The organism is Pseudomonas sp. (assembly GCF_002796985.1).
Lineage (GTDB): Bacteria > Pseudomonadota > Gammaproteobacteria > Pseudomonadales > Pseudomonadaceae > Pseudomonas.
Window position 1 is genome coordinate 262,552 of the sequence record NZ_PEKX01000009.1, and the last position, 26,581, is coordinate 289,132.

Genomic DNA, 26,581 nt, shown 5'->3' on the forward strand with positions numbered 1-26,581 from the left:
CTGGTTTTCAGGGTTTGCCGTAGCGGATTCGGTAGATCGCACCGTTCTGGTCGTCGCTCACCAGCAGCGAGCCGTCCGGCGCCACCAGCACGTCCGCCGGCCGCCCGTGAACCTCGCCATGCTTGTCGAGCCAGCCTTCGGCAAACACGCTCTGGCGTTTCAGTGTGCCGTCTTCGTTGAGTTCGACCCGCACCACGCGGTAGCCGATCTTCTGCGTGCGGTTCCACGAGCCATGTTCGGCGATGAACAAGTTGTCGCGGTACTCGGCGGGGAACTGCTCGCCGGTGTAGAAACGCAGCCCCAACGCGGCCACGTGCGGGCCGAGCTTGGCGACCGGAGGCGTGAACGCGGAGCAGGGTTTATTGCCCTCTTCCGGGTCGGCGATATCGCCCTGGTGGCAGTCGGGAAAGCCAAAGTCCTCGCCCACCTTGCTGACCTTGTTCAGCTCATCATCGGGCTTGTCGTCGCCGAGCATGTCGCGCCCGTTGTCGGTGAACCACAGTTGCTTCGTCTGCGGATGCCAGGTGAAGCCGACGGTGTTGCGGATGCCATAGGCGACCACTTCGCGCGCACTGCCATCGGCGTTCATACGTTGCAGGTTGGCGTACTTCTCGCGCTCCGGGCGGCAGATATTGCACGGTGCCCCGACTGGCACATAGAGCTTGTCGTCCGGGCCGAAGGCAATGAATTTCCAGCCGTGGGCTGTCTCCTTCGGAAACTGCGCCGGCAGCTCCTCGGCCTTGGGCGGTGAGTCCAGATGCGCCTCGATATCGTGCAGCACGACGATGCGGTTGATCGACGACACATACAGGTCACCTTTGTGGAAGGTCACGCCGACGGGCATCTGCAGGCCATCGGCGAGCACCTTCACCTGGCCGTCGGGCTTCACCGCGTAGATCTTGTCGGTAGAGCGACTGCCCACGAATAGTGTGCCCTTGTCACCCCAGACCATGGCTCGCGCGCCCGGTACCTGATCAGTGAGCAAGCTGATGTGGAAGCCTTCTGGTAAATGGATCTGGCTGAGATCGGTGGCGGCAATGGCTGGTACTGTTGTCAGGGAAAGCAGCGAGCAAAGCAGGAAATGACGACGCATGGCATGGATTCCCGGATGAGTGCCATGGCCAGTCTAGACGCGCGCCTTGAACTGATCGTCGTGTTTCCTCTACCGTAGCGGCCTTTCGTGCAACAGCGCTTTTCAGTGGAGCCGCCATGAACCTGGCCAGCCCTCGTTCCCTGTTCTTCCTTGCCTTCCTTGCCTGTGCCGCCATGCTCGGCACCGGCTTCTACCTGCAGTACATGGTCGGGCTCGAACCCTGCCCGCTGTGCATCCTGCAGCGCATCTTCTTCGCCGGGGCGGGGCTGTTCTCGCTGATCGCCGCGCTGCATGGCCGTGCGCCACGGGTGTACTCGGTCCTGATCCTGCTCTGCTCGCTGGCCGGTGCCGGCACCGCGGGCCGCCAGGTCTGGCTGCAGACCCTGCCGCCGGACCAGTTGCCGTCCTGCCTGCCGCCGCTGGAATACATGATGGAGAGCATGCCCTATGCCGACATCATCTGGACCATGTTCCACGGTTCGGCCGACTGCGCCGAGGTGTCCTGGACTCTGTTTGGTCTGAGCATCCCGGAGTGGAGCCTGCTGGCCTTCATCGGCTTCGCCCTGTTCGCCATCGTGCAGTTCTTCCGCCGCCGCGGCTGAGGGTCGCATCTCAATTCGCCATGGTCTGCGCCGATGAGGCGCAGGCCAGAGGCGTCGCGGTCTGTCGATTAAACGCTCGTATGAATTTTCCCGTTGCCGGTGTCTTGAAGGCGATAACGGGCGGGCATACTCTGGTTTTCCACTCCGTCGGAAAGCCGCCACCGAACCAGCTTCATAGCTCGCGGAAGTCGAGATTCGACAGAATATTGTCCCGGGGCGGACATGGCCGGGACGGCGAAAAGGGAAGTGAGGACAACATGCTCGAGAGCTGCCGTAATGCCCAGGAGCGCTGGGGAGGCGTACACCAACTGGTCGACCGCTGGCTGCGGGATCGTCATGAGTTGGTCCAAGCATTTGATTCTCTGGAGGGTGTCCAGGCGCCGAAGACCAATGCCGAAAACCTCCAGAACTTCTGCCAGCTCCTGCTCGACTACGTGTCGGCGGGCCACTTCGAAGTTTACGAACAATTGATGAACGAGGCGCAGGCCTTCGGCGATACGCGCGGCCTGGAGCTTGCCAAGCAGATCTACCCGCGCCTGGAGACCATCACGGCGAACGCGTTGAACTTCAACGACCGCTGCGACAACGGCGACTGCCGCGAAGGCACTTGCCTGACCAGCGAACTGAAGAACCTGCGTCAGCAGCTGCACGAGCGCTTCGAACTGGAAGACTGCCTGATCGAAGTACTGCACAACTCCCACGAGCAGAAAGCCGTCACGGCCTGAGCGAAGGGAGCTCCGGAAACGGCGCGAGTGCCTCAAGCACTCGCGCCGTTTTTGTTTTGTATTGAGTCCGTGCCGTTCATGTCTATCGCGGACAGAGTCCGCTCCTACCCAAGCTTCAACTCCGTGTAGGAGCGGACTCTGTCCGTGTGTTTCGAGCCGCGCACATTGAGCGCCCAGTGCGGAAAAACTCGCGCCGTTCGGCAGCTTGCACCTGCGCTATCGGAGTCTTTTTCGGGTGATGAATCACTGCTGAAAATGGACCGCCATGGTGACTGCGAAGGCGTGCTCGCAAGAGCATTTTTACAGGGTCGTGACCGCGATTCTCGCATCGTGATGGTGCGCCGCGAATGACTGCCAGTTTGCCTTCGTCGGAACTGCCGCGTGTCGCGCGAAAGGCTCTGCGACGGGCGTTTTCGATCTTCCGGGAAAATTTATTTTTCATCGTCAAACGCTCGCGCCACGGGCGTTTGCGCTGTCATGCGGCTTGCGCCAACGGAACCAAGTGCGCGCGGCAGCGTCACTGGGTGAGTGAAAACGCACGCCTTTGCGCACTGTTGAAAACCTCTGAAGCCGATGCCTGCTGCGGCCTGTAGCTCAATCGGGACATTGGCGAGAGGCCATCAGCGGGGCTAGTATGGGCGCAACCACGTCCGCCAGGAGGCACGTCATGTCGGCCAACAAGAAACCCGTCACTACCCCTCTGCACCTGCTGCACCAGTTGTCCAACAGTCTGATCGAACACCTCGAAGGTGCCTGCAAACAGGCGCTCGTCGACTCCGAAAAGCTGCTCGCCAAGCTCGAGAAACAACGCGGCAAGGCGCAAGAGAAGCTGCATAACGCGCGCACCAAGCTGCAGGACGCGACCAAGGCCGGCAAGGCGAAGGCGCAGGCCAAGGCCAAGTCGAGCATCGCTGAACTCGATGGCGTGCTGGATGTGCTGAAGACCCGTCAGACCGAAACCCGTGCCTACATCGCCAACCTCAAGCGCGATGTGCAGGAGAGCCTGAAGCTCGCCCAGGGCGTGACCAAGGTGAAGGAAGCCGCTGGCAAATCCCTCGCTACCCGCAAGCCGGTCGCTGCCGCTGCCAAACCGGTTGCCAGGGCTGCCGCAAAACCAGCCGCTAAGCCCGCTGCCAAGCCCGCCGTGAAAGCCGCCGCCAAACCGGTTGCCAAAGCTGCTGCGAAGCCGGCTGCCAAACCTGCCGCCGCCAAGCCCGCCGCTGCCGCTAAACCGGCTGCCAAGCCCGCCGCGAAACCCGCTGCCAAACCAGCTGTGAAAGCTGCTGCGAAGCCTGCCGCCAAACCCGCCGCGAAGACCGCCGCCGCCAAGCCGGCAGCTAAACCCGCAGCTAAACCCGCAGCCAAGCCTGCCGCTAAACCGGCTGCCAAAGCTGCTGCGAAACCGGCCGCCAAGCCTGCTGCGAAAGCCGCTGCGAAACCGGTTGCCAAACCCGCTGCCAAACCTGCCGCCGCCAAGCCCGTCGCTGCCGCCAAATCGGCTGCCAAGCCTGCCGTGAAAGCCGCCGCCAAACCGGTTGCCAAAGCTGCTGCGAAGCCGGCTGCCAAACCTGCCNNCCCGCTGCCAAACCCGCTGTGAAAGCCGCTGCCAAGCCTGCCGCAAAACCGGCCGCCAAACCGGCTGCGCCCAAGCCCGCCGTCGCTGCCAAACCGGCCGCTCCGGCTGCCCCGAGCGCACCGGCTGCTCAGCCGAGCACTCCGGCCGCTGCCCCGGTTGCCAGCGCCACTCCGGCACCGGCCGCTCCGGCCAGCAGCACCTCCTCCGCCTCTTAAGGCTCAGGAGAGGCTCGCCGCGGTGCGCAGGGTTTCCCGCGCATCGCGGCGCAAGCCGCCCGCTTCACCTGCTGCGGCTTCCAGCCAGCGTGCCAGGTCCTCCGCTTCACCCCGTGGCCAATCCTGCGCCACCGCCTCCAGTCTCCCCAGCAGCACCTTTTCCGCTTCCAGTTCGAGCTGCTTGATCCGCTCGCGCAGTGGCGCCAGCTCCGTATCCCGCTTCGCCACTTCCCGCCAGCGCTGACGCAATGAGCGCAGCGGCGCTATCACCTCTTCGCGCCATTCCCGCGCGGTGCTTTCCAGCCGGTTCACCCGTGTCTGCGAGAAGGCCACGCCAGCACTGCCCAGCCACGCCGAAGCCAGCACCAGACAGACATCCGCACCGCCGTCCTGCAACGACAGGCAAGCCGCCTCAACCCCAGGGCGGGCGTAGAGTTTCAGCGCATACGACCAGACATCATCAGACATAGAGCACCCACAGCGATTGCCAGGCGAAGCTGATAAACTCCGCCGCCATGATTCGACTACAAAATCTTACGCTACAGCGTGGCCCCCAGCGCTTGCTGGAAGGTGCCGAACTTACCCTGCACGCCGGACAGAAAGTCGGCCTGATCGGCGCCAACGGCGCCGGCAAATCGAGCCTGTTCGCCCTGCTGCGCGGCCAGCTCGGCCAGGACGCCGGCGACTGCTACCTGCCCGCCGACTGGCGCATCGCGCACATGCGCCAGGAAGTCGATACTCTCGACCGCCTCGCCGTCGACTACGTGCTCGACGGCGACGTGCACCTGCGCAAGATCCAGGCGGACCTCGTCGCGGCCGAAGAAGCCCACGACGGCACTGCCCTGGCGCGCCTGCACAGCGAGCTGGACAGTGCTGACGGATACACCGCCGATGCCCGCGCGCGCAAGCTGCTGGCCGGCCTGGGCTTCACGCCCGAGCAGATGGACCGTCGCGTCGGCGACTTCTCCGGTGGCTGGCGGATGCGCCTGAACCTCGCGCAGGCGCTGATGTGCCCGTCCGAACTGCTGCTGCTCGACGAACCCACCAACCACCTCGATCTCGACGCCATCCTCTGGTTGGAAGAGTGGCTCAAGGGCTACCCGGGCACGCTGCTGCTGATCTCCCACGACCGCGATTTTCTCGATGCCGTGGTGGACAACATCGCTCACCTCGATCAGCGCAAGCTGACCCTGTATCGCGGTGGCTACTCAGCCTTCGAGCGTACCCGCGCCGAACGCCTCGCCCAGCAGCAGCAGGCGTACGAGAAGCAGCAGGCGCAGCGCGCGCACATGGAAAAGTACATCGCCCGCTTCCGCGCCCAGGCCACCAAGGCCCGCCAGGCGCAGAGCCGGATCAAGGCGCTGGAACGCCTGGAAGAGCTGGCGCCGGCGCACATCGATTCGCCGTTCGACTTCGTCTTCCGCGAGTCGGACAAGATTTCCAGCCCGCTGCTCAACCTCTCCGAAGCCCGCCTGGGCTATGGGGAGAAAACCGTGCTGGAGAAGGTCAAGTTGCAGCTGGTGCCCGGCGCGCGCATCGGCCTGCTCGGCCCTAACGGTGCGGGCAAGTCGACCCTGATCAAGACCCTGTCCGGCGATCTGTCGCTGCTGGCTGGCGAGCTTTCCCAGGGCGAGAACCTTGCCATCGGCTACTTCGCCCAGCACCAGCTCGATTCTCTGGACCCCAAGGCCAGCCCTCTGTTGCACCTGGCGCGCATCGCGCCGGCCGAGCGCGAGCAGACCCTGCGCGACTTCCTCGGTGGCTTCGACTTCCGCGGCGAGCGCTGCGATGAGCCGGTGGTGAACTTCTCCGGTGGTGAGAAGGCGCGCCTGGCCCTGGCGCTGATTGCCTGGCAGAAGCCCAACCTGCTGCTGCTCGACGAACCGACCAACCACCTCGACCTGGAAATGCGCCTGGCGCTGACCCTGGCGCTGCAGGAATTCTCCGGCGCCGTGGTGGTGGTGTCCCACGATCGTCACCTGCTCAAGAGCACCACCGACGAGTTCCTGCTGGTGGCTGACGGGCGCATCCAGGAGTTTGACGGCGACCTCGACGACTATGCCCGCTGGCTGGTGGATTTCCGCTCGCGCCAGGCGCCGACGAGTACCGCCACACCCGCCGGCGACAAGACCGACAAGCGCGCCCAGCGCCAGGCCGCCGCCGCCCTGCGCCAGCAACTCGCCCCGCACAAGCGCGAGGCGGACAAGCTGGAGAAGGAGCTGAACAAGGTCCACGAACAGCTCGCCGAGCTGGAGCAACGCCTGGGTGACAGCGCGCTCTACGAGGCCTCGCGCAAGGATGAACTACGCGACCTGCTGGCCCGCCAGGCGACCCTCAAGGTCCGCGAAAGCGAGCTGGAAGAATCCTGGCTAATGGCGCTGGAAACCCTCGAAGAGCTGCAGCGTCAGCTCGAGGCCAGTGAGTGATGAGTGACGTGAACCTGCTGGTGGCGTGGAGCGAACCGCTCCTGCGTGGCGGGCAGATCATCCTCATCCTGCTGCTGGCCTGGCTGGTGCAGCGCATCGTGACACGCGCCATCAGCCGCCTCGGCGAGCGCTACCCGATGCCGCCGGAACTGCTGCTGCCGCTGCGTGGCGGTCTGCGTTGGCTGATCATGGGTTCGGCCGTGATGCTGGTGCTGGAGCGCCTGGGCGTCTCCGCCGATGTGCTCTGGGCCGCGCTGACCGGTTTCACCGCCGTTGCGGCGGTGGCTTTCTTTGCCATCTGGAGCGTGCTCTCCAACCTGTTCTGCGCGCTGATGATCTTCACCATGGGACCGTTCCGCCTGGGCGATCGCGTGGAAGTCATCGAATCCGCCGACAAGCCCGGCGTAAAGGGCCGGGTGATCGCGATCAACCTGCTCTACACCACCCTGGAAGAGGTCGCCGAGGACGGCACCCCTGGCGCGCTGCTGCAGGTGCCGAACAACCTGTTCTTCCAGAAGGCCATCCGCCGCTGGCGCGGACCGAATTTTCCCACCACCCCCTAACGGACGTCCCTCACTATGGAATGGCTCACAAGCCCCGAAATCTGGGTTGCCTTTCTGACCCTGACTGCCCTGGAAATCGTACTGGGCATCGACAACATCATCTTCATCTCGATTCTGGTCAGCCGCCTGCCGGTGGCCCAGCAGCCCAAGGCGCGCTTCTTCGGCCTGGCATTGGCGATGGGCACGCGCATCCTGCTGTTGCTGTCGATCACCTGGGTGATGCGCCTGACCGCCGACCTGTTCACCGTGTTCGATCACGGCATTTCCGGGCGCGACCTGATCCTGTTCTTCGGCGGCCTGTTCCTGCTGTTCAAGAGCACCATGGAAATCTTCCACAGCCTCGAAGGCGCGGAGGAGGGCGAGCAGCAGGGCGGCAAGTCCCGCGGCTTCATGGGCATCATCATCCAGATCGCGATCATCGACATCGTCTTCTCCCTGGACTCGGTGATCACCGCCGTGGGCCTCGTGCAGCACGTACCCGTGATGGTCGCGGCCATCGTTATCTCGGTCGGTGTGATGATGCTGTCGGCCGGCACCATCAGTGCCTTCATCGAGAAGCACCCTTCGCTGAAGATGCTCGCACTGTCGTTCCTCATCGTGGTCGGCACCGTGCTGATCGCCGAGGCTTTCGAAGTCCACGTACCCAAAGGCTACGTCTACTTCGCCATGGCCTTCTCGCTGGCGGTGGAGGCGATCAACATTCGCCTGCGCGGTGCCCTGGCGCGCAAGCGCGGCGAGGATCCGGTGAAGCTGCGCAAGGACATCCCGAGCTGATCGGTCTGTCGTGAAACGAAAAAGCCCGGCCATGTGCCGGGCTTTTTGTTGGTTCTTCGTAGGACCGAGGGGGACGCCTAGTCCTGCCCAGCGCAAGTGCCGCCGGGAGTCTCTGTTCGCGAGCAAGCTCGCTCCTACAGGGTTCACTCGACCTTCGTCGGCCAGGCTGGGCGAGCCGGTGCGTCTGAGGCACACTGGCTGCCCGTAACAAATTATTGCGCCTGTCCGGGCGCCGTGAGGTCCGCAATGCTCGCCAGCACCTGGTTTGCCTTCTTCATCGCCTGCTGGGTGATCAGCCTGTCGCCCGGCGCCGGGGCCATCGCCTCGATGTCCTGTGGGCTGCAATACGGCTTCTGGCGCGGCTACTGGAATGCCCTGGGCCTGCAGATCGGCCTGGCCCTGCAGATCGCCATCGTCGCTGCCGGCGTCGGCGCGCTGCTCTCGGCTTCCGCCGTGGCCTTCAGCGCGATCAAGTGGTTCGGTGTGATCTATCTGGTCTACCTGGCGTACCGCCAGTGGACTGCTGCGCCGCAGGTGATGGCGGCGAGCGGCGAGCGCCCCATCGGCCGGCCGCTGACCCTGGTACTGCGCGGCTTCCTGGTCAATGCCAGCAATCCCAAGGCGGTGATCTTCATGCTCGCGGTGCTGCCGCAGTTCGTCGATCCGCACCGCCCCATGGCGATGCAGTACGTGATCATGGGCGCGACCATGATCACCGTGGACCTGATCGTCATGGCCGGCTACACCGGCCTGGCCGCGCGCGTGCTGCGTGCCCTGCGTTCGCAGCGCCAGCAGCGGGTGATGAATCGCACCTTCGCGACTCTGTTCGTGGGCGCCGCCGCGCTGCTCGCTACCGTGCGCCGCGCACCGGCCTGAGCGGGTTTCCAGGGCTCCGGAGTGTCCTTGCAGACCCTTCGGAGGCAACCCGGAGGGACATTCTCCTTGCATAGACGGAAACCTGAGGTGACAATTTAACCTCTTTCATTCTCATTTGCCTTCCGTATGCGCCCCTCCAAACTATGCGTCTGGCTGTTACCGCTGGTCGGTCTTTTCAGCCTTGGAGCCCAAGCCGACACGGCTGTCGACCCCTCCCAAGCCCTTCACCTGCTCAGCTATCTCGCGGCTGACTACCCCGCTACCGTCGCTGACGGCAAGGTCGTGGATGACAGCGAATACAACGAGCAGCTGGAGTTCGTCGGTAACCTGCAGGCGCTGATCCTCACTTTGCCGGCCCGCTCCGAGCGCGCCGACCTGGAGACGGAAGCTGCCGGCCTCAAACAGGCCATCGAGCAGCGCCATCCGGGTCAGCAGGTCGCCCAGCAGGCTCGTCATCTGGAGGCGCGCGTCGCCGATATCTACCAGGTGGTGCAGACCCCCGCGATTACCCCCGACCCGACCCGTGCCGCCGAGGTCTACGCCCAGCAGTGCTCGATCTGCCACGGTGATGCCGGCAAGGGCGACGGTCCGGCGGGCATCGGCCTGGAGCCGCCGCCGGCCAACCTGACCAACCGTGCGCGCATCGACCACCTGAGCCTGTACGACCTGCACAACGTCATCGGCCTGGGCGTTTCCGGCACTGACATGCCGGCCTTCGCCGACCAGCTCGACGAACGTCAGCGCTGGGATCTGGCGTCCTACATCGCCGGCCTCAGCGCCGCTCAGGCCAAGGTCGACACGGCCCATGCCTACCCGCTGGCGACCCTCTCGACCCAGACCCCGGCCGATGTCGCCGAGCGTGACGGCGAGGCAGCGGCCGAGAGCTTCCGTGCCCTGCGCGCCCATCCGCCGCTGGAACACCGTGGCCCGGCGCAGCAGATCGACTACACCAGCGCGACCCTGGACAAGAGCTTCGCCGTGTACCGCTCCGGCGACCACGACCAGGCCTACGACCTGTCCGTTGCGGCCTACCTGGAAGGCTTCGAGCTGGTGGAAAGCTCGCTGGACAACGTCGACGCCGACCTGCGCAAGGCCACCGAGAAGCAGCTGATGGCCTACCGTCAGGCGCTGCGTGACGGCCTGCCGGAAGCCGAGGTGGCGCAACAGCTGGCGCTGGCGAAGGCCAAGCTGGCAGACGCCGCCAAGGCCCTGAGCGGCGATTCGCTGAGCTTCTCCATCAGCTTCGTCTCGGCCTTGCTGATCCTCCTGCGCGAAGGCGTGGAAGCGATCCTGGTGCTGGCCGCGATTCTCGCCTTCCTGCGCAACACCGGGCAGGAGAAGGCCGTGCGCGGCGTCCACGTCGGCTGGGGCCTGGCCTTCGTCGCCGGCTTCGCCACCTGGGCGGTCGCGGCCTACGTCATCGACATCGGCGGCGCCCAGCGCGAGCTGATGGAAGGCTTCACCTCGCTGTTCGCCTGCGTCATGGTGCTCTGGCTCGGCGTGTGGATGCACGACCGTCGCCACGCCGCCGCCTGGCAGGACTACATCCGCAGCAGCCTGGTGGGCGGCGGTGGCCGCTTCGGCTTCGCCGTGCTGGCGTTCTTCTCGGTCTACCGCGAGCTGTTCGAGGTCATCCTGTTCTACGAGACCCTCTGGCTGCAGGCCGGCCCGGCCGGGCATAACGCGGTGATCGCCGGTGCGGGCACCGCCGTGGTGATCCTGATCGCCATCGCCTTCGTGATCCTGCGTGGCTCGGCAAAGCTGCCGCTGAAGCTGTTCTTCACCGTCAACGCCGCGTTGCTCTGCGCCCTGTCGGTGGTCTTCGCCGGCCACGGTGTGGTTGCCCTGCAGGAAGCTGGCGTGATCGGTACCCGTCCGGTGCCGTTCTTCGACTTCGACTGGCTTGGCATCAAGGCCGACGCCTATTCGCTGTCGGCCCAGGTCGTAGCGCTGGTGGCGGTGGCCGTGCTCTACGGACGCAGCTACTTCTCCGAGCGCCGCAAGGCCGCCGAGATCGCCTCGTCTTGAGGCAATAGCCAAGCGACACACGACGGCCAGTGCGATACTGGCCGTCGTGCTTTTCGAAGGAAGGTTTTCCCCCGATGCGTATCTGGATCGACGCCGACGCCTGCCCGCGCGCGGCCAAGGAGCTGGTGGCGAAGTTCGCCTTGAAGCGCAAGCTGGAGGTGGTGATGGTCGCCGGCCAGCCCGTGGCCAAGCCGCCGTTCGCCTGTGTCAGCCTGGTGGTGGTGCCCAGCGGGATGGATGCTGCCGACGATTACCTGGTCGAGCAGGCCGAGCCCGGTGACCTGGTGATCTGCAGCGACGTGCCGCTGGCCGACCGGCTGGTGAAGAAGGGTGTCGATGCGCTGGACCCGCGTGGTCGCGAGTTCGACGAGAAGAACATGGGCGAGCGCCTGGCCGTGCGCAACCTGTTCACCGACCTGCGTGAGCAGGGCCAGGTGGGAGGAGGGCAGGCGCCCTACGGCGACAAGGATCGCCAGGCCTTCGCCAACAGCCTGGACCGGCTGCTGACGCGCCTCATGCGCGAGGCAGGAGCTCGCAAGCCCTGAAACTAAAACGCCCGGCACTGCCGGGCGTTTTCATTCAGGAGGGCTGAGCGTAGGAGCGGACTTCGTCCGCGATAGGTTCGCATCGCGCCGGAAACCATCGCGGACGGAGGCCGCTCCTGCGGGATGAATCCTCAGGCCAGCTCCAGCACCCGGTCCACCGCCTTGTTGATGCCACTGGCGGCTTCGGCGATGGACTGCGCGAGCATGTAGGCCGGGGTGGTGACCAGCTTGTGATTCTTGTCCTCGACGATGTCCTCGACGGTGCAATCGACATGCTTGGCGCCCATCTTGGTCAGCGCCTGGGCGGTGCCCTCGTCGGTCCCGATGGTGCACTCCACGCCGGCGCCATAGATGCGCGCGGCCATGGCCGGGGCGATGCAAAGCAGGCCGACTGGCTTCTTCGCCGCGGCGAAGGCCTTGGCCAAGGCCAGCATGTCCGGCTGCACTTCGCACTGGTCGCCCTTGAAGGCGAAATCGCTGAGGTTCTTCGCCGCGCCGAAGCCGCCGGGCACGATCAGGGCGTCGAAGTCCTCCACCTTGGCTTCACGCACATCCTTTACGTCGCCACGGGCGATGCGCGCGGATTCCACCAGCACGTTGCGGCTCTCGGCCATTTCCTCGCCGGTGAGGTGGTTCAGCACATGGTGCTGGGCGATGTTCGGGGCGAAGCACTGCACCTTGGCGCCGCGCTGGGAAAGGCGCAGCAAGGTGATCACGCTTTCGTGGATCTCGGCGCCGTCATAGACGCCGCAGCCGGAGAGGATGACGGCAACTTTCTTCTGCATGGACTGCTCCTGTTCGAGGATGTCGGGCGTGTCGCGATATGCCGCCCGGCTTGTCGCCGGCGGTCGGGGCCGGCGCGGAGGTAGAGGCTAGGATCAACGAATCTGGGCCTTCCCATAAGCATAACGACTCGGCCATGCCATGAACTACATCCTCTTCGCCGTCCCCTTCTTTTTCCTGCTGATTGCCATCGAACTGCTCGCCGACCGCTGGCGCGGCCTGCGCACCTATCGCCTGAGCGATGCGCTGAACAGCCTCAGCGCCGGTGTGCTGTCCACCACCAGCGGCCTGCTGACCAAGGGCCTGGCGGTGCTCACCTATGCCATCGCCTGGCAGCACCTGGCGCTTTTCGAGTTGTCCACGCAGAGCCTCTGGGTCTGGGTGTTCGCTTTTGTCTTCTATGACTTCTGCTACTACTGGAATCACCGCCTGGGTCATGAGCGCAACGTGCTCTGGGCCGCGCATTCGGTGCATCACCAGAGTGAGGACTACAACCTCTCCACCGCGCTGCGACAGACCAGCACCGGGTTCATCTTCGGCTGGATCTTCTACCTGCCGATGGCCATCGTCGGGGTGCCGCCGCTGGTATTCCTCACCGTCGGCGCGCTGAACCTGCTCTACCAGTTCTGGGTGCATACCCGGCACATCCCCAAGCTGGGCTGGTTCGAGTGGGTATTCATCACCCCGTCCAACCACCGCGTGCATCACGCGCAGAACCCGGTCTACATGGACCGCAACTACGGCGGCGTGTTCATCGTCTGGGACCGTCTGTTCGGTACCTTCCAGGAAGAGCTGGACGAGGAGCCGGTGGTGTTTGGCGTGACCGTGCCGCTGGCCAGCTGGAACCCGCTGTGGGCCAACCTGCAGGTCTACGCGCACCTGTGGAACGACGCGCGCCGCGCGGGCAGTGCCTGGGACAAGCTACGCATCTGGTTCATGCGCACCGGCTGGCGCCCCGAGGACGTGGCCCAGCGCTACCCGATGGCCAAGCCGGACCTGGCGGCCTTCCGCAAGTTTGACGTACCGCTCACTCGCGGTCGCCAGTGGTATGCCGGCGTGCAGTTCGCCACCTACGTGGTGATCGGTACCTGGTTGCTGGGCGTCGGGGAGGGCTGGCGGGTGCTGCCGCTGGTGATCGGTTGGAGCTGGATGGCCTTCGGGCTCTACGCCATCGGCTGCTGGCTGGAGAGCCGCGCCTGGGCGCTGCGCCTGGAGCTGCTGCGATTGGCGCTGAACGTTCTGGCAGTGTCAGCTCTGGCGCTGTGGGGCGGGATTACATTGCCGTCGTGGGCGCCGTGGGCGCTGGCGGTCTACTCGCTGCTCAGCCTGATTGGCTTGCTGGGCCTGCGGCGCGCCGAGCGCCTGCCGCAGGCGGCCTGATCAGTCGGCCTTGGTTGCCTTGAAGCGGCGGTGCAGCCAGAACAGCAGGCCGATCACCACGAGGCCGCCAAGGACCATGAGTTCGTACTTCTTGATGTTGCCCAGCACGCCTTCGAGCACGCTGCCGAAGTAATAGGCAGCGCTGCCCAGGGCCGAAGCCCAGACGATGGCGCCAATGCCGTTGAGCAGCAGGTAACGCACCGGAGGGTAGCCGGACAGGCCGATGGCAACCGGCATCACGGTGCGCAGGCCGTAGACGAAGCGGAAGCTGAGCACCCACAGGTCGGGATGCTTGCGCACATGTTCCAGCGCCTTGTCGCCCATTTTCTGCCAGCGCGGTTTGCGCGCAAGCAGCTTGCGACCATGGCGGCGGCCGAGGAAATACCAGAGCTGGTCACCCGCGTAGCTGCCGAAGAAGGCCACCACGATGACGTATTCCAGCTGCATATAACCGCGGAAAGCCAGGAAGCCGGCCAGGACCAAAATGGTCTCACCCTCGAAGAACGTGCCGAGAAACAGCGCGAAGTAGCCGAAATCCTGCAGGAATTGTTGGAGCATTATCGAGGCAACGCAGCGAAATGAACGCGAAGCCTAACTCGGTTGTCGCCCGCAGGGAAGGTATCCCGGTCCGCACAACTGACCTGGAACAAATCTGTTTCGGCGCAGAGCGGCGGCTTGCCACTGCGGCAGGATGCCGCGACCAAGGGTCACTGTTACCGGTTGTTACCAATCGGTCATAATTCAGGGCTATAACTGTCAGACTGTGCCTGCTGCATCAGGCCCTGGAGTACGCCGTGAGCTTCATTCCCGCCGATCGTGCCTTCCCCTTCACTCGACTGCGTCGCAACCGTCGTGACGATTTTTCCCGCCGTCTGGTACGCGAAAACGTCCTGACCAGCAACGACCTGATCCTTCCGGTGTTCGTCCTCGACGGCAAGAATCAGCGTGAAGCGGTGCCTTCGATGCCGGGTGTGGAACGCATGTCCATTGACCTGCTGCTCAAGGAAGCCGAAGAGCTGGTGGAGCTGGGTATCCCCGCGCTGGCGTTGTTCCCGGTGACCCCACTGGAGAAGAAGTCCCTCGATGGCGCCGAAGCCTTCAATCCCGACGGCATCGCCCAGCGCGCCACCCGCGCCCTGCGCGAACGCTTCCCGGAGCTGGGCATCATCACCGACGTGGCGCTGGACCCGTTCACCAGCCACGGCCAGGACGGTATCCTCGACGAGGACGGCTACGTCCTGAACGACATTTCCGTCGATGTGCTGGTCAAGCAGGCGCTTTCCCACGCCGAAGCCGGTGCCCAGGTCGTGGCTCCCTCGGACATGATGGACGGCCGTATCGGCGCGATCCGCGAGGCCCTGGAGTCCACCGGTCACATCAACACGCGCATCATGGCCTACTCGGCCAAGTACGCCAGCGCCTACTACGGCCCGTTCCGCGACGCCGTCGGCTCCGCCGCCAACCTGGGCAAGGGCAACAAGGCCACCTACCAGATGGACCCGGCCAACAGCGATGAAGCGCTGCACGAGATCTATGCGGACCTCGCCGAAGGTGCCGACATGATCATGGTCAAGCCGGGCATGCCGTATCTCGACATCGTTCGCCGGGCCAAGGACGAATTCCGCGCGCCGACCTTTGTCTATCAGGTCAGTGGCGAGTACGCGATGCACATGGCCGCGATCAACAACGGCTGGCTCAGCGAGGCGGTGATCCTCGAATCGTTGCTGGCCTTCAAACGCGCCGGCGCAGATGGCATCCTGACCTACTTCGCCAAGCGCGCGGCACAACAATTGAAGCGGCACAATAATTGAATGAAAAGCGGGGGCTGACCCCGCCGAAGAGACTCGCGATGAATACCGAAGGCATTAACGAAACCGAAGTTATCGAAGCTGATACCACCGCTGAAATCACCGAAGTCGTCGTGGCGGACGCCACCGAGGTGGTGGCAGCGCCTGTTGAGCCGGCGGCGCCGGCGATCAACGTGGACGACAGTGCCCTCTACATTCATCGCGAGCTCTCGCAGCTGCAGTTCAACATCCGCGTGCTGGAGCAGGCGCTGGATGAGTCCTACCCGCTGCTGGAGCGCTTGAAGTTCCTGCTGATCTTCTCCAGCAACCTTGATGAGTTCTTCGAGATCCGCGTTGCCGGCCTGAAGAAGCAGATCACCTTCGCCCGCGAACAGGCCGGCGCCGACGGCCTGTTGCCGCACCAGGCGCTGGCGCGCATCAGCGAGCAGGTGCACGAACAGGTCGGCCGCCAGTACAGCATCCTCAACGACATCCTGTTGCCGGAGCTGGCCAAGCACGACATCCGCTTCATCCGCCGCCGCTACTGGACACCGAAGATCAAGGCCTGGGTCCGTCGCTTCTTCCGCGACGAGATCGCACCGATCGTCACCCCCATCGGCCTCGACCCGACTCACCCGTTCCCGCTGCTGGTGAACAAGAGCCTGAACTTCATGGTCGAGCTCGAAGGCCTGGACGCCTTCGGTCGCGACTCGGGCCTGGCGATCATCCCGGCGCCGCGCTCGCTGCCGCGGATCATCCGCCTGCCGGAAGAAGTCGCCGGCCCCGGTGACAACTACGTGTTCCTGTCGTCGATGATCCACGCCCACGCCGACGACCTGTTCCACGGCATGAAGGTGAAGGGTTGCTATCAGTTCCGCCTGACCCGTAACGCCGACCTTTCGGTGGACGCCGAGGATGTCGAGGACCTGGCACGCGCGCTGCGCGGCGAACTGTTCTCGCGCCGCTACGGCGATGCGGTGCGTCTGGAGGTGGTGGACACCTGCCCGGTGCCGCTGTCCAACTACCTGCTCAAGCAGTTCGGCCTGTCCGAGACCGAGCTGTATCGCGTCAGCGGGCCGGTGAACCTGACCCGCCTGTTCAGCGTCACCGGTCTGGCCAGCCACCCGGAGCTGCAGTACCCGCCGTTCACGCCGGTGATCCCGAAGCTGCTGCAGAAGAAGGAAAACCTGTTCAACGTGCTGGGCAAGCTCGACGTGCTGCTGATGCACCCGTTCGAATCCTTCACCCCGGTGGTCGACCTGTTGCGCCAGGCCGCCAAGGACCCCAGCGTGCTGGCGATCAAGCAGACGCTGTATCGCTCGGGCGCCAACTCCGAAATCGTCGACGCGCTGGTGGAAGCCGCGCGCAACGGTAAGGAAGTCACCGTTGTGATCGAGTTGCGCGCGCGCTTCGACGAGGAATCCAACCTGCAACTGGCCAGCCGTCTGCAGCAGGCCGGTGCGGTGGTGATCTACGGCGTGGTTGGTTTCAAGACCCACGCCAAGATGATGCTGATCCTGCGGCGCGAGGACGGTGAGCTGCGCCGCTACGCGCACCTGGGCACCGGCAACTACCACGCCGGTAACGCCCGCCTGTACACCGACTACAGCCTGCTGACTGCCGACGTGGCGCTTTGCGAGGACCTGCACAAGCTGTTCAACCAGCTGATCGGCATGGGTAAGACGCTGCGCATGAAGAAGCTCCTGCACGCGCCCTTCACCCTGAAGAAGAACCTGCTGGAGATGATCAACCGCGAAGCGGCCCAGGCTGCCGAGGGCAAGCCGGCGCAGATCATGGCCAAGGTCAACTCGCTGACCGATCCGAAGGTCATCCGCGCGCTGTACAAGGCCAGCCAGGCCGGCGTGAAGATCGACCTGGTGGTGCGCGGCATGTGCTGCCTGCGTCCAGGCGTGCCGGGCGTGTCGCACAACATCCACGTACGCTCGATCATCGGCCGATTCCTCGAGCACAGCCGGATCTACTACTTCCTCAATGGCGGCGACGAGAAGCTCTACCTCTCCAGCGCAGACTGGATGGAGCGCAACCTGGATATGCGGGTGGAGACCTGCTTCCCCGTAGAGGGCAAGAAGCTGGTGCTGCGAGTGAAGAAGGAACTGGAGTCCTACCTCACCGACAACACCCAGGCCTGGGTGCTGCAGGCCGACGGCAGCTACGTGCGCTTGAGCCCGAGTGGTAACCAGAACTCCCGCAACTCCCAGGCGATCCTGCTGGAGCGGCTGTGTACGCCGGTGATCAGCTCGCGCTGATTTGTCTGGTGCCTTTGAAAGCCCTGCCTCGGTAGGGCTTTTTCATGGGCGCGAATACTTTTCGTAGGAGCGAGCTTGCTCGCGAACCCTTGGCCCGTCGCGGGGCCTGTTCGCGAGCAAGCTCGCTCCTACAGGTCATGCCGGGCCCTGGCGCTCGATATGAAAAGGCCCCGGCGATTGCGCGTCGGGGCCTTGGTCTCTTGCGGGGATGATCAGCTCACGCTGAGCGAATACCCTACGCGCTTGAGCCACTCGGCTTCCTGCTCGAAGTCTGCCTGGGTCAGCGGGTTGGCGGCCAGCCAGCCGTCCGGGAAGCGCACGTCCAGCGACTTGCCCGACGCCTTCAGGGCCACGGCCGGCATTTCCTGGGTGCCCCGGATGTGGTGGAAGAGGATGGCGAAGCGCAACACGATGCACAGGCGGATCAGCTTGTCGCCCTCGTCGCCCAGCTCGTTGAACTTGTCCACCGGGATATTGCGGCGGTGCCCACGCACCAGCAGCGCCAGGGTCAGCTGGTCGACGCGGGAGAAGCCGGCCAGGTCGGAATGCTCCAGCAGGTAGGCGCCGTGCTTGTGGTAGTGGTAGTGAGCGATGTCCAGCCCCAGCTCGTGGACGCGGGCGGCCCACATCAGCAGTTCGCGGTGGCCTTCGTCGGTCAGCTCCCAGGCCTTGGCGACTTGCTCCAGCGACTCCAGCGCCTTGGCCTCGACGCGTGCGGCCTGCTCCGGGTCGACGTGGTAGCGCTCCATCAGCGCACCGATGGTGCGTTCACGGACGTCTTCGTGGTGGTGGCGGCCGAGCAGGTCGTAGAGCACGCCTTCTCGCAGGGCGCCTTCGGAGTGGGTCATGCGGGTCAGCTCGAGGGCGTCGAACAATGCCTCGAGGATTGCCATGCCGGCCGGGAAGATGGGTCGGCGGTCAGGCTTGATGCCGTCGATGTCGAGCTTCTCGACCTCGCCCAGCTTGAACATCTTGCGTTTGAGCCAGGCCAGGCCATCGGGGTTGATCTCGCCGTTGCCGTGGCCGCCGGACTGGATTGCCAGGCAGATCGCACGGATGGTGCCGGAGGCGCCGACAGCCTCGTCCCAGCCCAGGCGGCGTAGGCTGTTCTCGATGCTCATCAGCTCCAGGCGCGCGGAGGTATAGGCCTGGGCGTAGCGCGCGGGGGTGATCTTGCCGTCCTTGAAGTAGCGCTGGGTGAAGCTGACGCAGCCCATCTGCAGGCTTTCGCGCAGTTGCGATTCGAACTGCTGGCCGATGATGAACTCGGTGCTGCCGCCGCCGATGTCGACCACCAGGCGCTTGCCAGGGTTGTCCGGCAGGGTGTGGGAGACGCCCAGGTAGATCAGGCGCGCTTCTTCACGACCGGAGATGACTTCCACCGGGTGGCCGAGGATGCGGTCGGCTTCGCGGATGAATTCGGCGCGGTTGCGCGCCTCGCGCAGGGCGTTGGTGCCGACCACGCGCACCGAACCCGGCGGCATGCCGTTGATGAACTGGGCGAACTGCTTCAGGCAGTCGTAACCGCGCTGCATCGCCTCCTGGGTGAGCATGCGGTCCTCGCCGATGCCCGCCGCCAGCTGGACCTTCTCGCCCAATCGCTCGAGGATGCGGATCTCGCCGTGATCGGCCTTCGCCAAAACCATGTGGAAACTGTTCGAGCCAAGGTCAATGGCCGCGATCATCGGAAAGGTCTTGGCAGGGGTATGGGGCATAGGAGGGGTCCGGGAAAATACGGGAGACATCCTGCCATTTTAGGCAGGTAGTGCCAATGAAGGGGTTGTCACCGATCAGAAGTCACCTCGGCAGCGATAGATACACTCAATCGGCTGTGCCTTTCGGTGTGGGCCGAGGCGGGATATGATGGCGGACACTTTTTCGCATCCGATTGACGGAGAGAATACATGAGCGAACATATCGTCAATGTTACCGATGCCAGCTTCGAGCAGGACGTACTGAAGTCCGACGGTCCCGTGCTGGTCGACTACTGGGCCGAATGGTGCGGCCCGTGCAAGATGATCGCCCCGGTACTCGACGAGATCGCCAAGGACTATCAGGGCAAGCTGAAAGTCTGCAAGCTGAACATCGACGAGAACCAGGACACTCCGCCCAAGTATGGCGTGCGTGGCATTCCGACCCTGATGCTGTTCAAGGGCGGTAACGTCGAGGCTACCAAGGTCGGCGCACTGTCCAAGTCGCAGCTGGCGGCCTTCCTCGACAGCAACATCTAAGTCGAGAAGTCCTGAAAAGCCCCGCCAATGCGCGGGGTTTTTCGTTATTGCCCCTAGACGCTCCGAAACTCGGGTGTTAAATTCGGGCGCACAACGTTTATTGCGTTGTCCCCTGCAAGCCGTCGCCGACGCACTTCCTATTCGAATTCCAAGCGATCCTGTCCGTCATCTACGGCGCGGCTCTTCAAGCATCACGCTTGTTCCCTTTCCCCCTTTCAGCGTATTTACGTCCCTTCTATGAATCTGACCGAACTCAAGCAAAAGCCGATTGCCGAATTGCTGGAAATGTCCGATGCCATGGGCCTGGAAAACATGGCCCGTTCGCGCAAGCAGGACATCATCTTCGCGCTGCTGAAGAAGCACGCGAAAAGCGGCGAGGAAATCTCCGGTGACGGCGTGCTGGAGATTCTCCAGGATGGCTTCGGCTTCCTGCGCTCCGCCGATTCCTCGTACCTGGCCGGCCCGGACGACATCTACGTCTCGCCCAGCCAGATCCGGCGCTTCAACCTGCGCACGGGCGACACCATCATCGGCAAGATTCGTCCGCCGAAGGAAGGCGAGCGTTATTTCGCCCTGCTGAAAGTCGACTCGATCAACTTCGATCGCCCCGAGAACGCGAAGAACAAGATTCTCTTCGAGAACCTGACGCCGCTGTTCCCGACCAAGCGCCTGACCATGGAAGCCGGCAACGGCTCCACCGAGGACCTGACCGGCCGTGTCATCGACCTCTGCTCGCCGATCGGCAAGGGCCAGCGCGGCCTGATCGTCGCCCCGCCGAAAGCGGGCAAGACCATCATGCTGCAGAACATCGCGTCGAACATCACCCGCAACAACCCCGAGTGCCACCTGATCGTCCTGCTGATCGACGAGCGCCCGGAAGAAGTAACCGAGATGCAGCGCACCGTGCGCGGCGAAGTGGTCGCCTCCACCTTCGACGAGCCGCCGACCCGTCACGTGCAGGTCGCCGAGATGGTGATCGAGAAGGCCAAGCGCCTGGTCGAGCACAAGAAGGACGTGATCATCCTGCTGGACTCCATCACCCGTCTGGCGCGTGCCTACAACACCGTGATCCCCAGCTCCGGCAAGGTGCTCACCGGTGGTGTCGACGCCCACGCCCTGGAAAAGCCCAAGCGCTTCTTCGGTGCCGCGCGCAACATCGAGGAAGGCGGTTCGCTGACCATCCTCGCTACCGCGCTGATCGAAACCGGCTCGAAGATGGACGAAGTGATCTACGAGGAATTCAAGGGTACCGGTAACTCGGAACTCATCCTCGACCGTCGCATCTCGGAAAAACGCGTGTTCCCGGCGATCAACATCAACCGCTCCGGCACCCGTCGCGAAGAGCTGCTCACCGGTGAGGAAGAGCTGCAGCGCATGTGGATCCTGCGCAAGATCCTCCACCCGATGGACGAGATCGCCGCCGTGGAATTCCTCCTCGACAAGCTGCGCCAGACCAAGACGAACGACGAGTTCTTCGATTCGATGAAGCGCAGCAAGTAAGAGTCGCCGGCAAATCTGTTCTGGCGTTGTTGCCTGGCCTCTGCCGTACACAAAGTACTGTCTGAGGCCAGGCGTCTAGCCAGAACCGCTTCGCTCAGATTTGTCAGCGACTCTGCACGCTTATGCAATGCCACAAGGCCGGGGAAACCCGGCCTTCGTGTTTCTGCAAGGCGCTGATAGGCGGTAGACTGTCGCATCATCCTGCCGCCATCGAGACCCTCATGCAGTATCGCGACCTGCGCGAGTTCATCGCTGCCCTGGAGCAGCGCGGACAGCTCAAGCGCATCCAGGCGCCGGTATCCCCGGTGCTGGAAATGACCGAGGTGTGCGACCGCACCCTGCGCGCCAAGGGCCCGGCCCTGCTGTTCGAAAAGCCCACCGGCTATGACATTCCCGTACTCGGTAACCTGTTCGGCACGCCCGAGCGCGTGGCCTTGGGCATGGGCGCCGAGGACGTCTCCGAGCTGCGCGAGATCGGCAAGCTGCTGGCCTTCCTCAAGGAGCCCGAGCCGCCCAAGGGGTTGAAGGACGCCTGGTCGAAGCTGCCGATCTTCAAGAAGGTCATCAACATGGCGCCCAAGGTCCTGCGGGACGCGCCGTGCCAGGAAGTGATCGAGGAGGGCGACGACGTCGACCTGTCGAAGCTGCCGGTGCAGACCTGCTGGCCCGGCGACGTCGCGCCGCTGATTACCTGGGGCCTGACTGTCACCCGCGGGCCGAACAAGGAACGGCAGAACCTGGGCATCTACCGCCAGCAGGTGATCGGCCGCAACAAGGTCATCATGCGCTGGCTCAGCCACCGTGGCGGCGCGCTGGACTTCCGCGAGTGGTGCCAGAAGCACCCCGGCCAGCCTTATCCAGTGGCCGTGGCCCTCGGTGCGGACCCGGCGACCATCCTCGGCGCCGTGACCCCGGTGCCGGACAGCCTCTCCGAATACGCCTTCGCCGGCCTGCTGCGCGGGCACAAGACCGAGCTGGTCAAGTGCATCGGCAACGACCTGCAGGTGCCGGCCAGCGCCGAGATCGTCCTCGAAGGGGTGATCCACCCCGGCGAGCTGGCCGATGAAGGCCCCTACGGCGACCACACCGGTTACTACAACGAGGTGGACCGCTTCCCGGTGTTCACCGTCGAGCGCATCACCCGCCGGCAGAAACCGATCTACCACAGCACCTACACCGGCCGCCCGCCGGATGAGCCGGCGATCCTCGGCGTGGCGCTGAACGAAGTCTTCGTGCCGATCCTGCAGAAGCAGTTCCCCGAGATCACCGACTTCTACCTGCCGCCCGAAGGCTGCTCCTACCGCATGGCGGTGGTGACCATGAAGAAGCAGTACCCCGGCCACGCCAAGCGCGTGATGCTGGGTGTCTGGTCGTTCCTGCGACAGTTCATGTACACCAAGTTCGTTATCGTCACCGACGACGACATCAACGCCCGCGACTGGAACGACGTGATCTGGGCCATCACCACGCGCATGGACCCCAAGCGCGACACGGTGATGATCGACAACACCCCGATCGACTACCTGGACTTCGCCTCGCCGATCTCCGGCCTGGGCTCGAAGATGGGCCTGGACGCCACCCACAAGTGGCCGGGCGAGACCAGCCGCGAGTGGGGTCGGGTGATCGAGAAGGACCCGGCCATCACCCGCCGTGTCGACGAAATCTGGGCGAGCCTGGGCATCGACTGATGTCCAGCGTGACCTGTAGGAGCGAGCTTGCTCGCGAACCAAACCCCGCTGCGGGGCCCTGTTCGCGAGCAAGGACCAGGTGTCCCCCTCGGTCCTACGAATAACAAAGAACGAGAACAGCGCTTGAAAGTGACCTTGCAACCCTCCGGCGCCCAGCTCGAGCTGCGGCCCGGCGAACGTATCCTCGACGGTGCGCGGCGTCTGGGCTATGAGTGCCCGCAGAGCTGCCGCAACGGCAATTGCCATATCTGCGCGGCGCTGCTGGTGGAAGGCCGCGTGCGCCAGAACGGCGAGGTGCGCGACCAGGGTGAACTCTTCACCTGCCTGGCCGAGCCACTGGAAGACTGCGTGCTGCATTGGGACGGCGTGCTGGCCCCCGGCGAGCTGCCGGTGCGCAAGCTGTCTTGCCAGCTGACGCTGTGCGAGCCAGTGGGCGGCGATGTCTGGCGCGTGCGCCTGCGTGCGCCGGCCGGCAAGCCGCCGCGCTATCACGCCGGGCAGTACCTGCTGATCGAGCGTGAGGGCAGCGACCCGGCGGCCTTCTCGCTAGCCTCTGCGCCGCAGGGAGGTCGAGACCTGGAACTGCACATCCTGGCCCGCGAGAACAGCGCCATCGACCTGCTGACGCAGCTGCAGCGCGACCGTTTCGCCCGCGTGCAGATGCCTTTCGGCGACGCGCACCTGGCTGATCTGCCGGACGGCCCGCTGGTACTGATCGCCGCCGGCACCGGCATGGCGCAAATGCACAGCCTGATCGAATTCTGCCGCGCCACCGGTTTCGCCCACCCCGTGCACCTGTACTGGGGCGTTCGTCGCCCGGAAGACTTCTACGAGCTGCCGCACTGGGAGCAGTGGGAAAGCGTGCCCAACCTGCACCTGCACAAGATCGTCAGCGACCTGTGTGGCTGGCAGGGGCGCTGCGGCCTGCTGCATGAGGCGGTGTGCGAGGACTTCGCCGAGCTGTCCGGCCTGCGCGTCTACGCCAGCGGCTCGCCGGCGATGGTCTACGGCACCCTGGATGCGCTGGTGGCGGCGGGCATGGACCCGCATCAGATGCGCGCGGATGTGTTCGCTTACGCCCCGCGCGGCTGAGTCAAGCCGAATGAAGAATGCTTTTCGTAGGACCGAGGGGGACGCCTAGTTCTTGCTCGCGAACAAACCCTGGTCCGGGGCCGGGTTCGCGAGCAAGCTCGCTCCTACAGGGTCGGCCCGCCAGCGGCGCTTCGTCTGCCTATTCGGTTACCGGCGATACGAGGGGAGAAAACTCCTCCTGCAACTCCGCCCGAATCCAGTCCTCGAACCAGGCCACGTCGGCGCTCACCGCGCCGGTGGGCAGCAGCAGCTGGTAGCTCTCCAGCGGCACTTCCTCGGCCAGCGGTCGCACCAGCGTGCCGGCAGCCAGCTGGTGCTTCACCAGCACCAGGTTGGCCAGGGCGATACCGTGGCCGGCTTCGGCCATGGCCAGCGCGTGGTCGTTGCTGATGTAGAGCACGTCGGAGTTCACCCGCAGGTCGAGGCCGATGGTGGACAGCCAGAGGTTCCACCATTCGCCGTCGTCGACGTGGATCAACTTGTGCTGCGCCAGCTCCTGCACGTTGTTCAGCGGGCCGTGTTGTTCGAGGTAGGCGGGTGAGCACACCGGGAAAACGGCGGGCCGCACCAGGGTGCTGTGGCACTGCGGGTAGACGCCGGGCAGCCCGTAAACAATCCCCAGATCGGCGCTTTTACCGTCCACTTCGGTGAAAGTCGGGTTGGGCTCCACCGCCACCTTCAGGCCGGGGCGTTGCTGGCGCAGGGTTTCCAGGCGCGGCATCAGCCAGCGCTTGGCAAAGGCCGGCACCGCCATGATCTTCAGCCAGCGCGCGGTGCCGCCGGGGGCCAGTTCGTGGCCGGCATCGGCGATCTGCTGCAGGGCGGTGGATATCTTCGCGTAATAGCGCTGCCCGGCCGGCGTCAGGCTCACACCGCGCGGAGTGCGCTCGAACAGCTGCACGCCCAGCCAGTCTTCCAGCAGCTTCACGTGACGGCCGATGGCCGGCTGCGTCACATGCAGGTCTTTCGAGGCGGCGACATAGCTGCCCAGCCGGGCGGCGGCCTCGAAGGCGCGGACGGCATTGAGCGGCGGAAGGCGCTGGATCGACATGGGATGCCTCGTAGTGTGCGCTCGTGTACCGAGCTGTTAGATTTTTAGCTGTTAATTTTTTTAATATCGACTGTAAGAAAATTGAGCTTTCCGCTCAACCACCTTTCTTCGACTATCCGCTCCAACAACACCACAACTTGGGCCAGACCCAAGGCCAGCACTGCCACCCAGCGTCTCTAGTCCTGCCAGAACAACTACAAGATCCCCCGACCGCCTTCTGGTGGCGGAAGGGAAGGTACGGAGGTTTCACATGAGTGCCCTGCACAGCCTGCAGACGGCGGCGGTTTCCATCCGCTCCGTGCGCAAGGTCTACGGCGACCCCGCCAGCGGTCCCGTCGCGCTGAAATGCGTCGACCTGGACATCCGCGACAACGAATTCTTCACCCTGCTCGGCCCCTCGGGCTGCGGCAAGACCACCCTGCTGCGGATGATCGCCGGCTTCGAATTCCCCACCGCCGGGGACATCCAGCTGTACGGCGAGAACATCGCCGACCGGCCGCCCTTCGAGCGCCCGGTGAACACTGTGTTCCAGCACTACGCGCTGTTCCCGCACATGACCATCGCCGAGAACTTGGCCTTCGGCCTGGAGTCCCACCCGATGGGCCAGCGCATGAGCAAGGCGCAGGTCGCCGAGCGTGTTCGCGAAATGCTTGCCCTGGTGCAGATGGAACGCTTCGCCCAGCGCAAGCCGACCCAGCTGTCTGGCGGCCAGCAACAACGCGTCGCCCTGGCCCGCGCGCTGGCGCCGCACCCCAAGGTGCTGCTGCTCGACGAGCCGCTGTCGGCGCTCGACCTCAAGCTGCGCCAGGCCATGCGCGAAGAGCTCAAGGCGATCCAGTCCAAGACCGGCATCACCTTCATCTTCGTCACCCATGACCAGGAAGAAGCGCTGACCATGTCCGACCGCATCGCCGTGCTTTCCGAGGGCGAAGTGCAGCAGGTCGGGCGGCCAGACGATATCTACGAACGCCCGCGCAACCGCTTCGTTGCCGACTTCATCGGCGAGACCAACTTCCTCCCGGCGCGAGTGGAGAACTTCGTTGGCGACCGCGCGCAATACCGTATTGCTGGGGATCGCCTGATCGAGGCAGAACCCCGCGAAGGCCTGAAAGCCGGCGCCGAAGTCACCCTGTCGATCCGCCCCGAGCGCCTGCAACTGGTGGCCGATGACACGCCGAACGCCACGCCCTGCACCGTCGTCCAGCAGATCTACCTGGGCACCGACCTGCAGTACCAGGTCAGCCTCGCCGACGGCACCCGCCTGACTGTCCGCGCGCCCAACAGCGCCGGCCGGCGTGGGCGTCTGGCAGCCGGGCAACGCGCCGGGCTGCTGTTCGAAAAAGGCAGCGCCAGCGTCCTGGTGGACTGAGCAGAGGTGA

General features: G+C 64.5%; 22 protein-coding genes and 1 pseudogene. 17 read left to right on the forward strand and 6 right to left on the reverse strand.

The genetic code is table 11. The features are described from left to right. Positions 1 to 7: 7 nt before the first annotated feature. Positions 8 to 1,093: a PQQ-dependent sugar dehydrogenase gene (locus tag CTR55_RS15590; RefSeq protein ID WP_296287494.1), complete on the reverse strand. Its 1,086-nt coding sequence runs from the start codon at positions 1,091 to 1,093 to the stop codon at positions 8 to 10. Between the two features lie 116 nt (positions 1,094 to 1,209). Here CTR55_RS15590 and CTR55_RS15595 point away from each other — a divergent pair, with 116 nt between their 5' ends. From CTR55_RS15595 to CTR55_RS15605, 3 genes and pseudogenes are all read left to right on the forward strand, one after another. Next, positions 1,210 to 1,695, forward strand: coding sequence for a disulfide bond formation protein B (locus tag CTR55_RS15595; protein WP_296287496.1), 486 nt, complete (start codon positions 1,210 to 1,212; stop codon positions 1,693 to 1,695). A gap of 257 nt (positions 1,696 to 1,952) precedes the next feature. Next, positions 1,953 to 2,420, forward strand: a complete 468-nt coding sequence (gene rsd, locus CTR55_RS15600; RefSeq protein ID WP_296287498.1) for a sigma D regulator — start codon at positions 1,953 to 1,955, stop codon at positions 2,418 to 2,420. 667 nt (positions 2,421 to 3,087) lie between these two features. Further along, positions 3,088 to 4,211 (forward strand): annotated as a pseudogene (locus CTR55_RS15605) (AlgP family protein). Between the two features lie 3 nt (positions 4,212 to 4,214). Here the strand turns inward: CTR55_RS15605 and CTR55_RS15610 are convergent. After that, positions 4,215 to 4,679: a TIGR02444 family protein gene (locus tag CTR55_RS15610; RefSeq protein WP_296287500.1), complete on the reverse strand. Its 465-nt coding sequence runs from the start codon at positions 4,677 to 4,679 to the stop codon at positions 4,215 to 4,217. Positions 4,680 to 4,726: 47 nt separating this feature from the next. Between CTR55_RS15610 and CTR55_RS15615 the strand changes: the two genes are divergently transcribed. From CTR55_RS15615 to CTR55_RS15640, 6 genes are all read left to right on the forward strand, one after another. Beyond that, on the forward strand, positions 4,727 to 6,637 hold the full coding sequence (locus CTR55_RS15615) for an ATP-binding cassette domain-containing protein (protein ID WP_296287502.1): 1,911 nt from the start codon (positions 4,727 to 4,729) through the stop codon (positions 6,635 to 6,637). Then, positions 6,637 to 7,200, forward strand: coding sequence for a mechanosensitive ion channel family protein (locus CTR55_RS15620; RefSeq protein WP_296287504.1), 564 nt, complete (start codon positions 6,637 to 6,639; stop codon positions 7,198 to 7,200). The genes CTR55_RS15615 and CTR55_RS15620 overlap by 1 nt, the downstream gene beginning before the upstream one ends. Before the next feature lie 15 nt (positions 7,201 to 7,215). Continuing rightward, the gene (locus CTR55_RS15625; RefSeq protein WP_296287505.1) at positions 7,216 to 7,974 is read left to right on the forward strand and encodes a TerC family protein; all 759 of its coding nucleotides are present in this window, start codon (positions 7,216 to 7,218) and stop codon (positions 7,972 to 7,974) included. Positions 7,975 to 8,220: 246 nt separating this feature from the next. After that, complete coding sequence (locus CTR55_RS15630) at positions 8,221 to 8,850, forward strand: LysE family transporter (RefSeq protein ID WP_296287507.1); 630 nt, start codon at positions 8,221 to 8,223, stop codon at positions 8,848 to 8,850. Between the two features lie 126 nt (positions 8,851 to 8,976). Continuing rightward, on the forward strand, positions 8,977 to 10,878 hold the full coding sequence (locus CTR55_RS15635) for a cytochrome c/FTR1 family iron permease (protein ID WP_296287509.1): 1,902 nt from the start codon (positions 8,977 to 8,979) through the stop codon (positions 10,876 to 10,878). Between the two features lie 74 nt (positions 10,879 to 10,952). Next, a complete protein-coding gene (locus CTR55_RS15640) occupies positions 10,953 to 11,423 on the forward strand; it encodes a YaiI/YqxD family protein (protein WP_296287511.1) in 471 nt (156 codons plus the stop codon). 131 nt (positions 11,424 to 11,554) lie between these two features. Here CTR55_RS15640 and elbB read toward each other — a convergent pair whose 3' ends face one another. Further along, positions 11,555 to 12,208 (reverse strand): isoprenoid biosynthesis glyoxalase ElbB, encoded by a 654-nt coding sequence (gene elbB, locus CTR55_RS15645; protein WP_296287513.1) that lies wholly within the window; start codon positions 12,206 to 12,208, stop codon positions 11,555 to 11,557. Positions 12,209 to 12,347: 139 nt separating this feature from the next. On the opposite strand from elbB, the gene CTR55_RS15650 reads away from it, so the two are divergent. Further along, on the forward strand, positions 12,348 to 13,586 hold the full coding sequence (locus CTR55_RS15650) for a sterol desaturase family protein (protein ID WP_296287515.1): 1,239 nt from the start codon (positions 12,348 to 12,350) through the stop codon (positions 13,584 to 13,586). Here the strand turns inward: CTR55_RS15650 and CTR55_RS15655 are convergent, their stop codons facing one another. Continuing rightward, on the reverse strand, positions 13,587 to 14,147 hold the full coding sequence (locus tag CTR55_RS15655) for a DedA family protein (RefSeq protein WP_296287994.1): 561 nt from the start codon (positions 14,145 to 14,147) through the stop codon (positions 13,587 to 13,589). Positions 14,148 to 14,380: 233 nt separating this feature from the next. On the opposite strand from CTR55_RS15655, the gene hemB reads away from it, so the two are divergent. Further along, a complete protein-coding gene (gene hemB, locus CTR55_RS15660) occupies positions 14,381 to 15,397 on the forward strand; it encodes a porphobilinogen synthase (protein ID WP_296287516.1) in 1,017 nt (338 codons plus the stop codon). A gap of 38 nt (positions 15,398 to 15,435) precedes the next feature. After that, positions 15,436 to 17,640 (forward strand): polyphosphate kinase 1, encoded by a 2,205-nt coding sequence (gene ppk1 / locus CTR55_RS15665; protein WP_296287518.1) that lies wholly within the window; start codon positions 15,436 to 15,438, stop codon positions 17,638 to 17,640. 212 nt (positions 17,641 to 17,852) lie between these two features. Here ppk1 and ppx read toward each other — a convergent pair whose 3' ends face one another. Continuing rightward, complete coding sequence (ppx, locus tag CTR55_RS15670; RefSeq protein ID WP_296287519.1) at positions 17,853 to 19,355, reverse strand: exopolyphosphatase; 1,503 nt, start codon at positions 19,353 to 19,355, stop codon at positions 17,853 to 17,855. Positions 19,356 to 19,544: 189 nt separating this feature from the next. On the opposite strand from ppx, the gene trxA reads away from it, so the two are divergent. The 4 genes from trxA (at position 19,545) to CTR55_RS15690 (ending at position 24,151) form a co-directional block, all read left to right on the forward strand. Next, on the forward strand, positions 19,545 to 19,871 hold the full coding sequence (gene trxA / locus CTR55_RS15675; RefSeq protein ID WP_015475045.1) for a thioredoxin TrxA: 327 nt from the start codon (positions 19,545 to 19,547) through the stop codon (positions 19,869 to 19,871). A 237-nt stretch (positions 19,872 to 20,108) separates the two neighbouring features. Further along, positions 20,109 to 21,371 carry a transcription termination factor Rho gene (gene rho, locus CTR55_RS15680; RefSeq protein ID WP_015475046.1) on the forward strand — a complete coding sequence of 421 codons (1,263 nt, stop codon included), beginning with the start codon at positions 20,109 to 20,111 and terminating at the stop codon, positions 21,369 to 21,371. A gap of 221 nt (positions 21,372 to 21,592) precedes the next feature. After that, positions 21,593 to 23,059 (forward strand): 4-hydroxy-3-polyprenylbenzoate decarboxylase, encoded by a 1,467-nt coding sequence (gene ubiD, locus CTR55_RS15685; RefSeq protein ID WP_296287520.1) that lies wholly within the window; start codon positions 21,593 to 21,595, stop codon positions 23,057 to 23,059. A 123-nt stretch (positions 23,060 to 23,182) separates the two neighbouring features. Further along, on the forward strand, positions 23,183 to 24,151 hold the full coding sequence (locus CTR55_RS15690; protein WP_296287522.1) for a CDP-6-deoxy-delta-3,4-glucoseen reductase: 969 nt from the start codon (positions 23,183 to 23,185) through the stop codon (positions 24,149 to 24,151). Between the two features lie 139 nt (positions 24,152 to 24,290). Here the strand turns inward: CTR55_RS15690 and CTR55_RS15695 are convergent, their stop codons facing one another. Further along, complete coding sequence (locus tag CTR55_RS15695) at positions 24,291 to 25,202, reverse strand: LysR substrate-binding domain-containing protein (protein ID WP_296287524.1); 912 nt, start codon at positions 25,200 to 25,202, stop codon at positions 24,291 to 24,293. A gap of 250 nt (positions 25,203 to 25,452) precedes the next feature. On the opposite strand from CTR55_RS15695, the gene CTR55_RS15700 reads away from it, so the two are divergent. Further along, positions 25,453 to 26,571 carry an ABC transporter ATP-binding protein gene (locus tag CTR55_RS15700; protein ID WP_296287525.1) on the forward strand — a complete coding sequence of 373 codons (1,119 nt, stop codon included), beginning with the start codon at positions 25,453 to 25,455 and terminating at the stop codon, positions 26,569 to 26,571. The last annotated feature ends 10 nt before the right edge of the window (positions 26,572 to 26,581 follow it).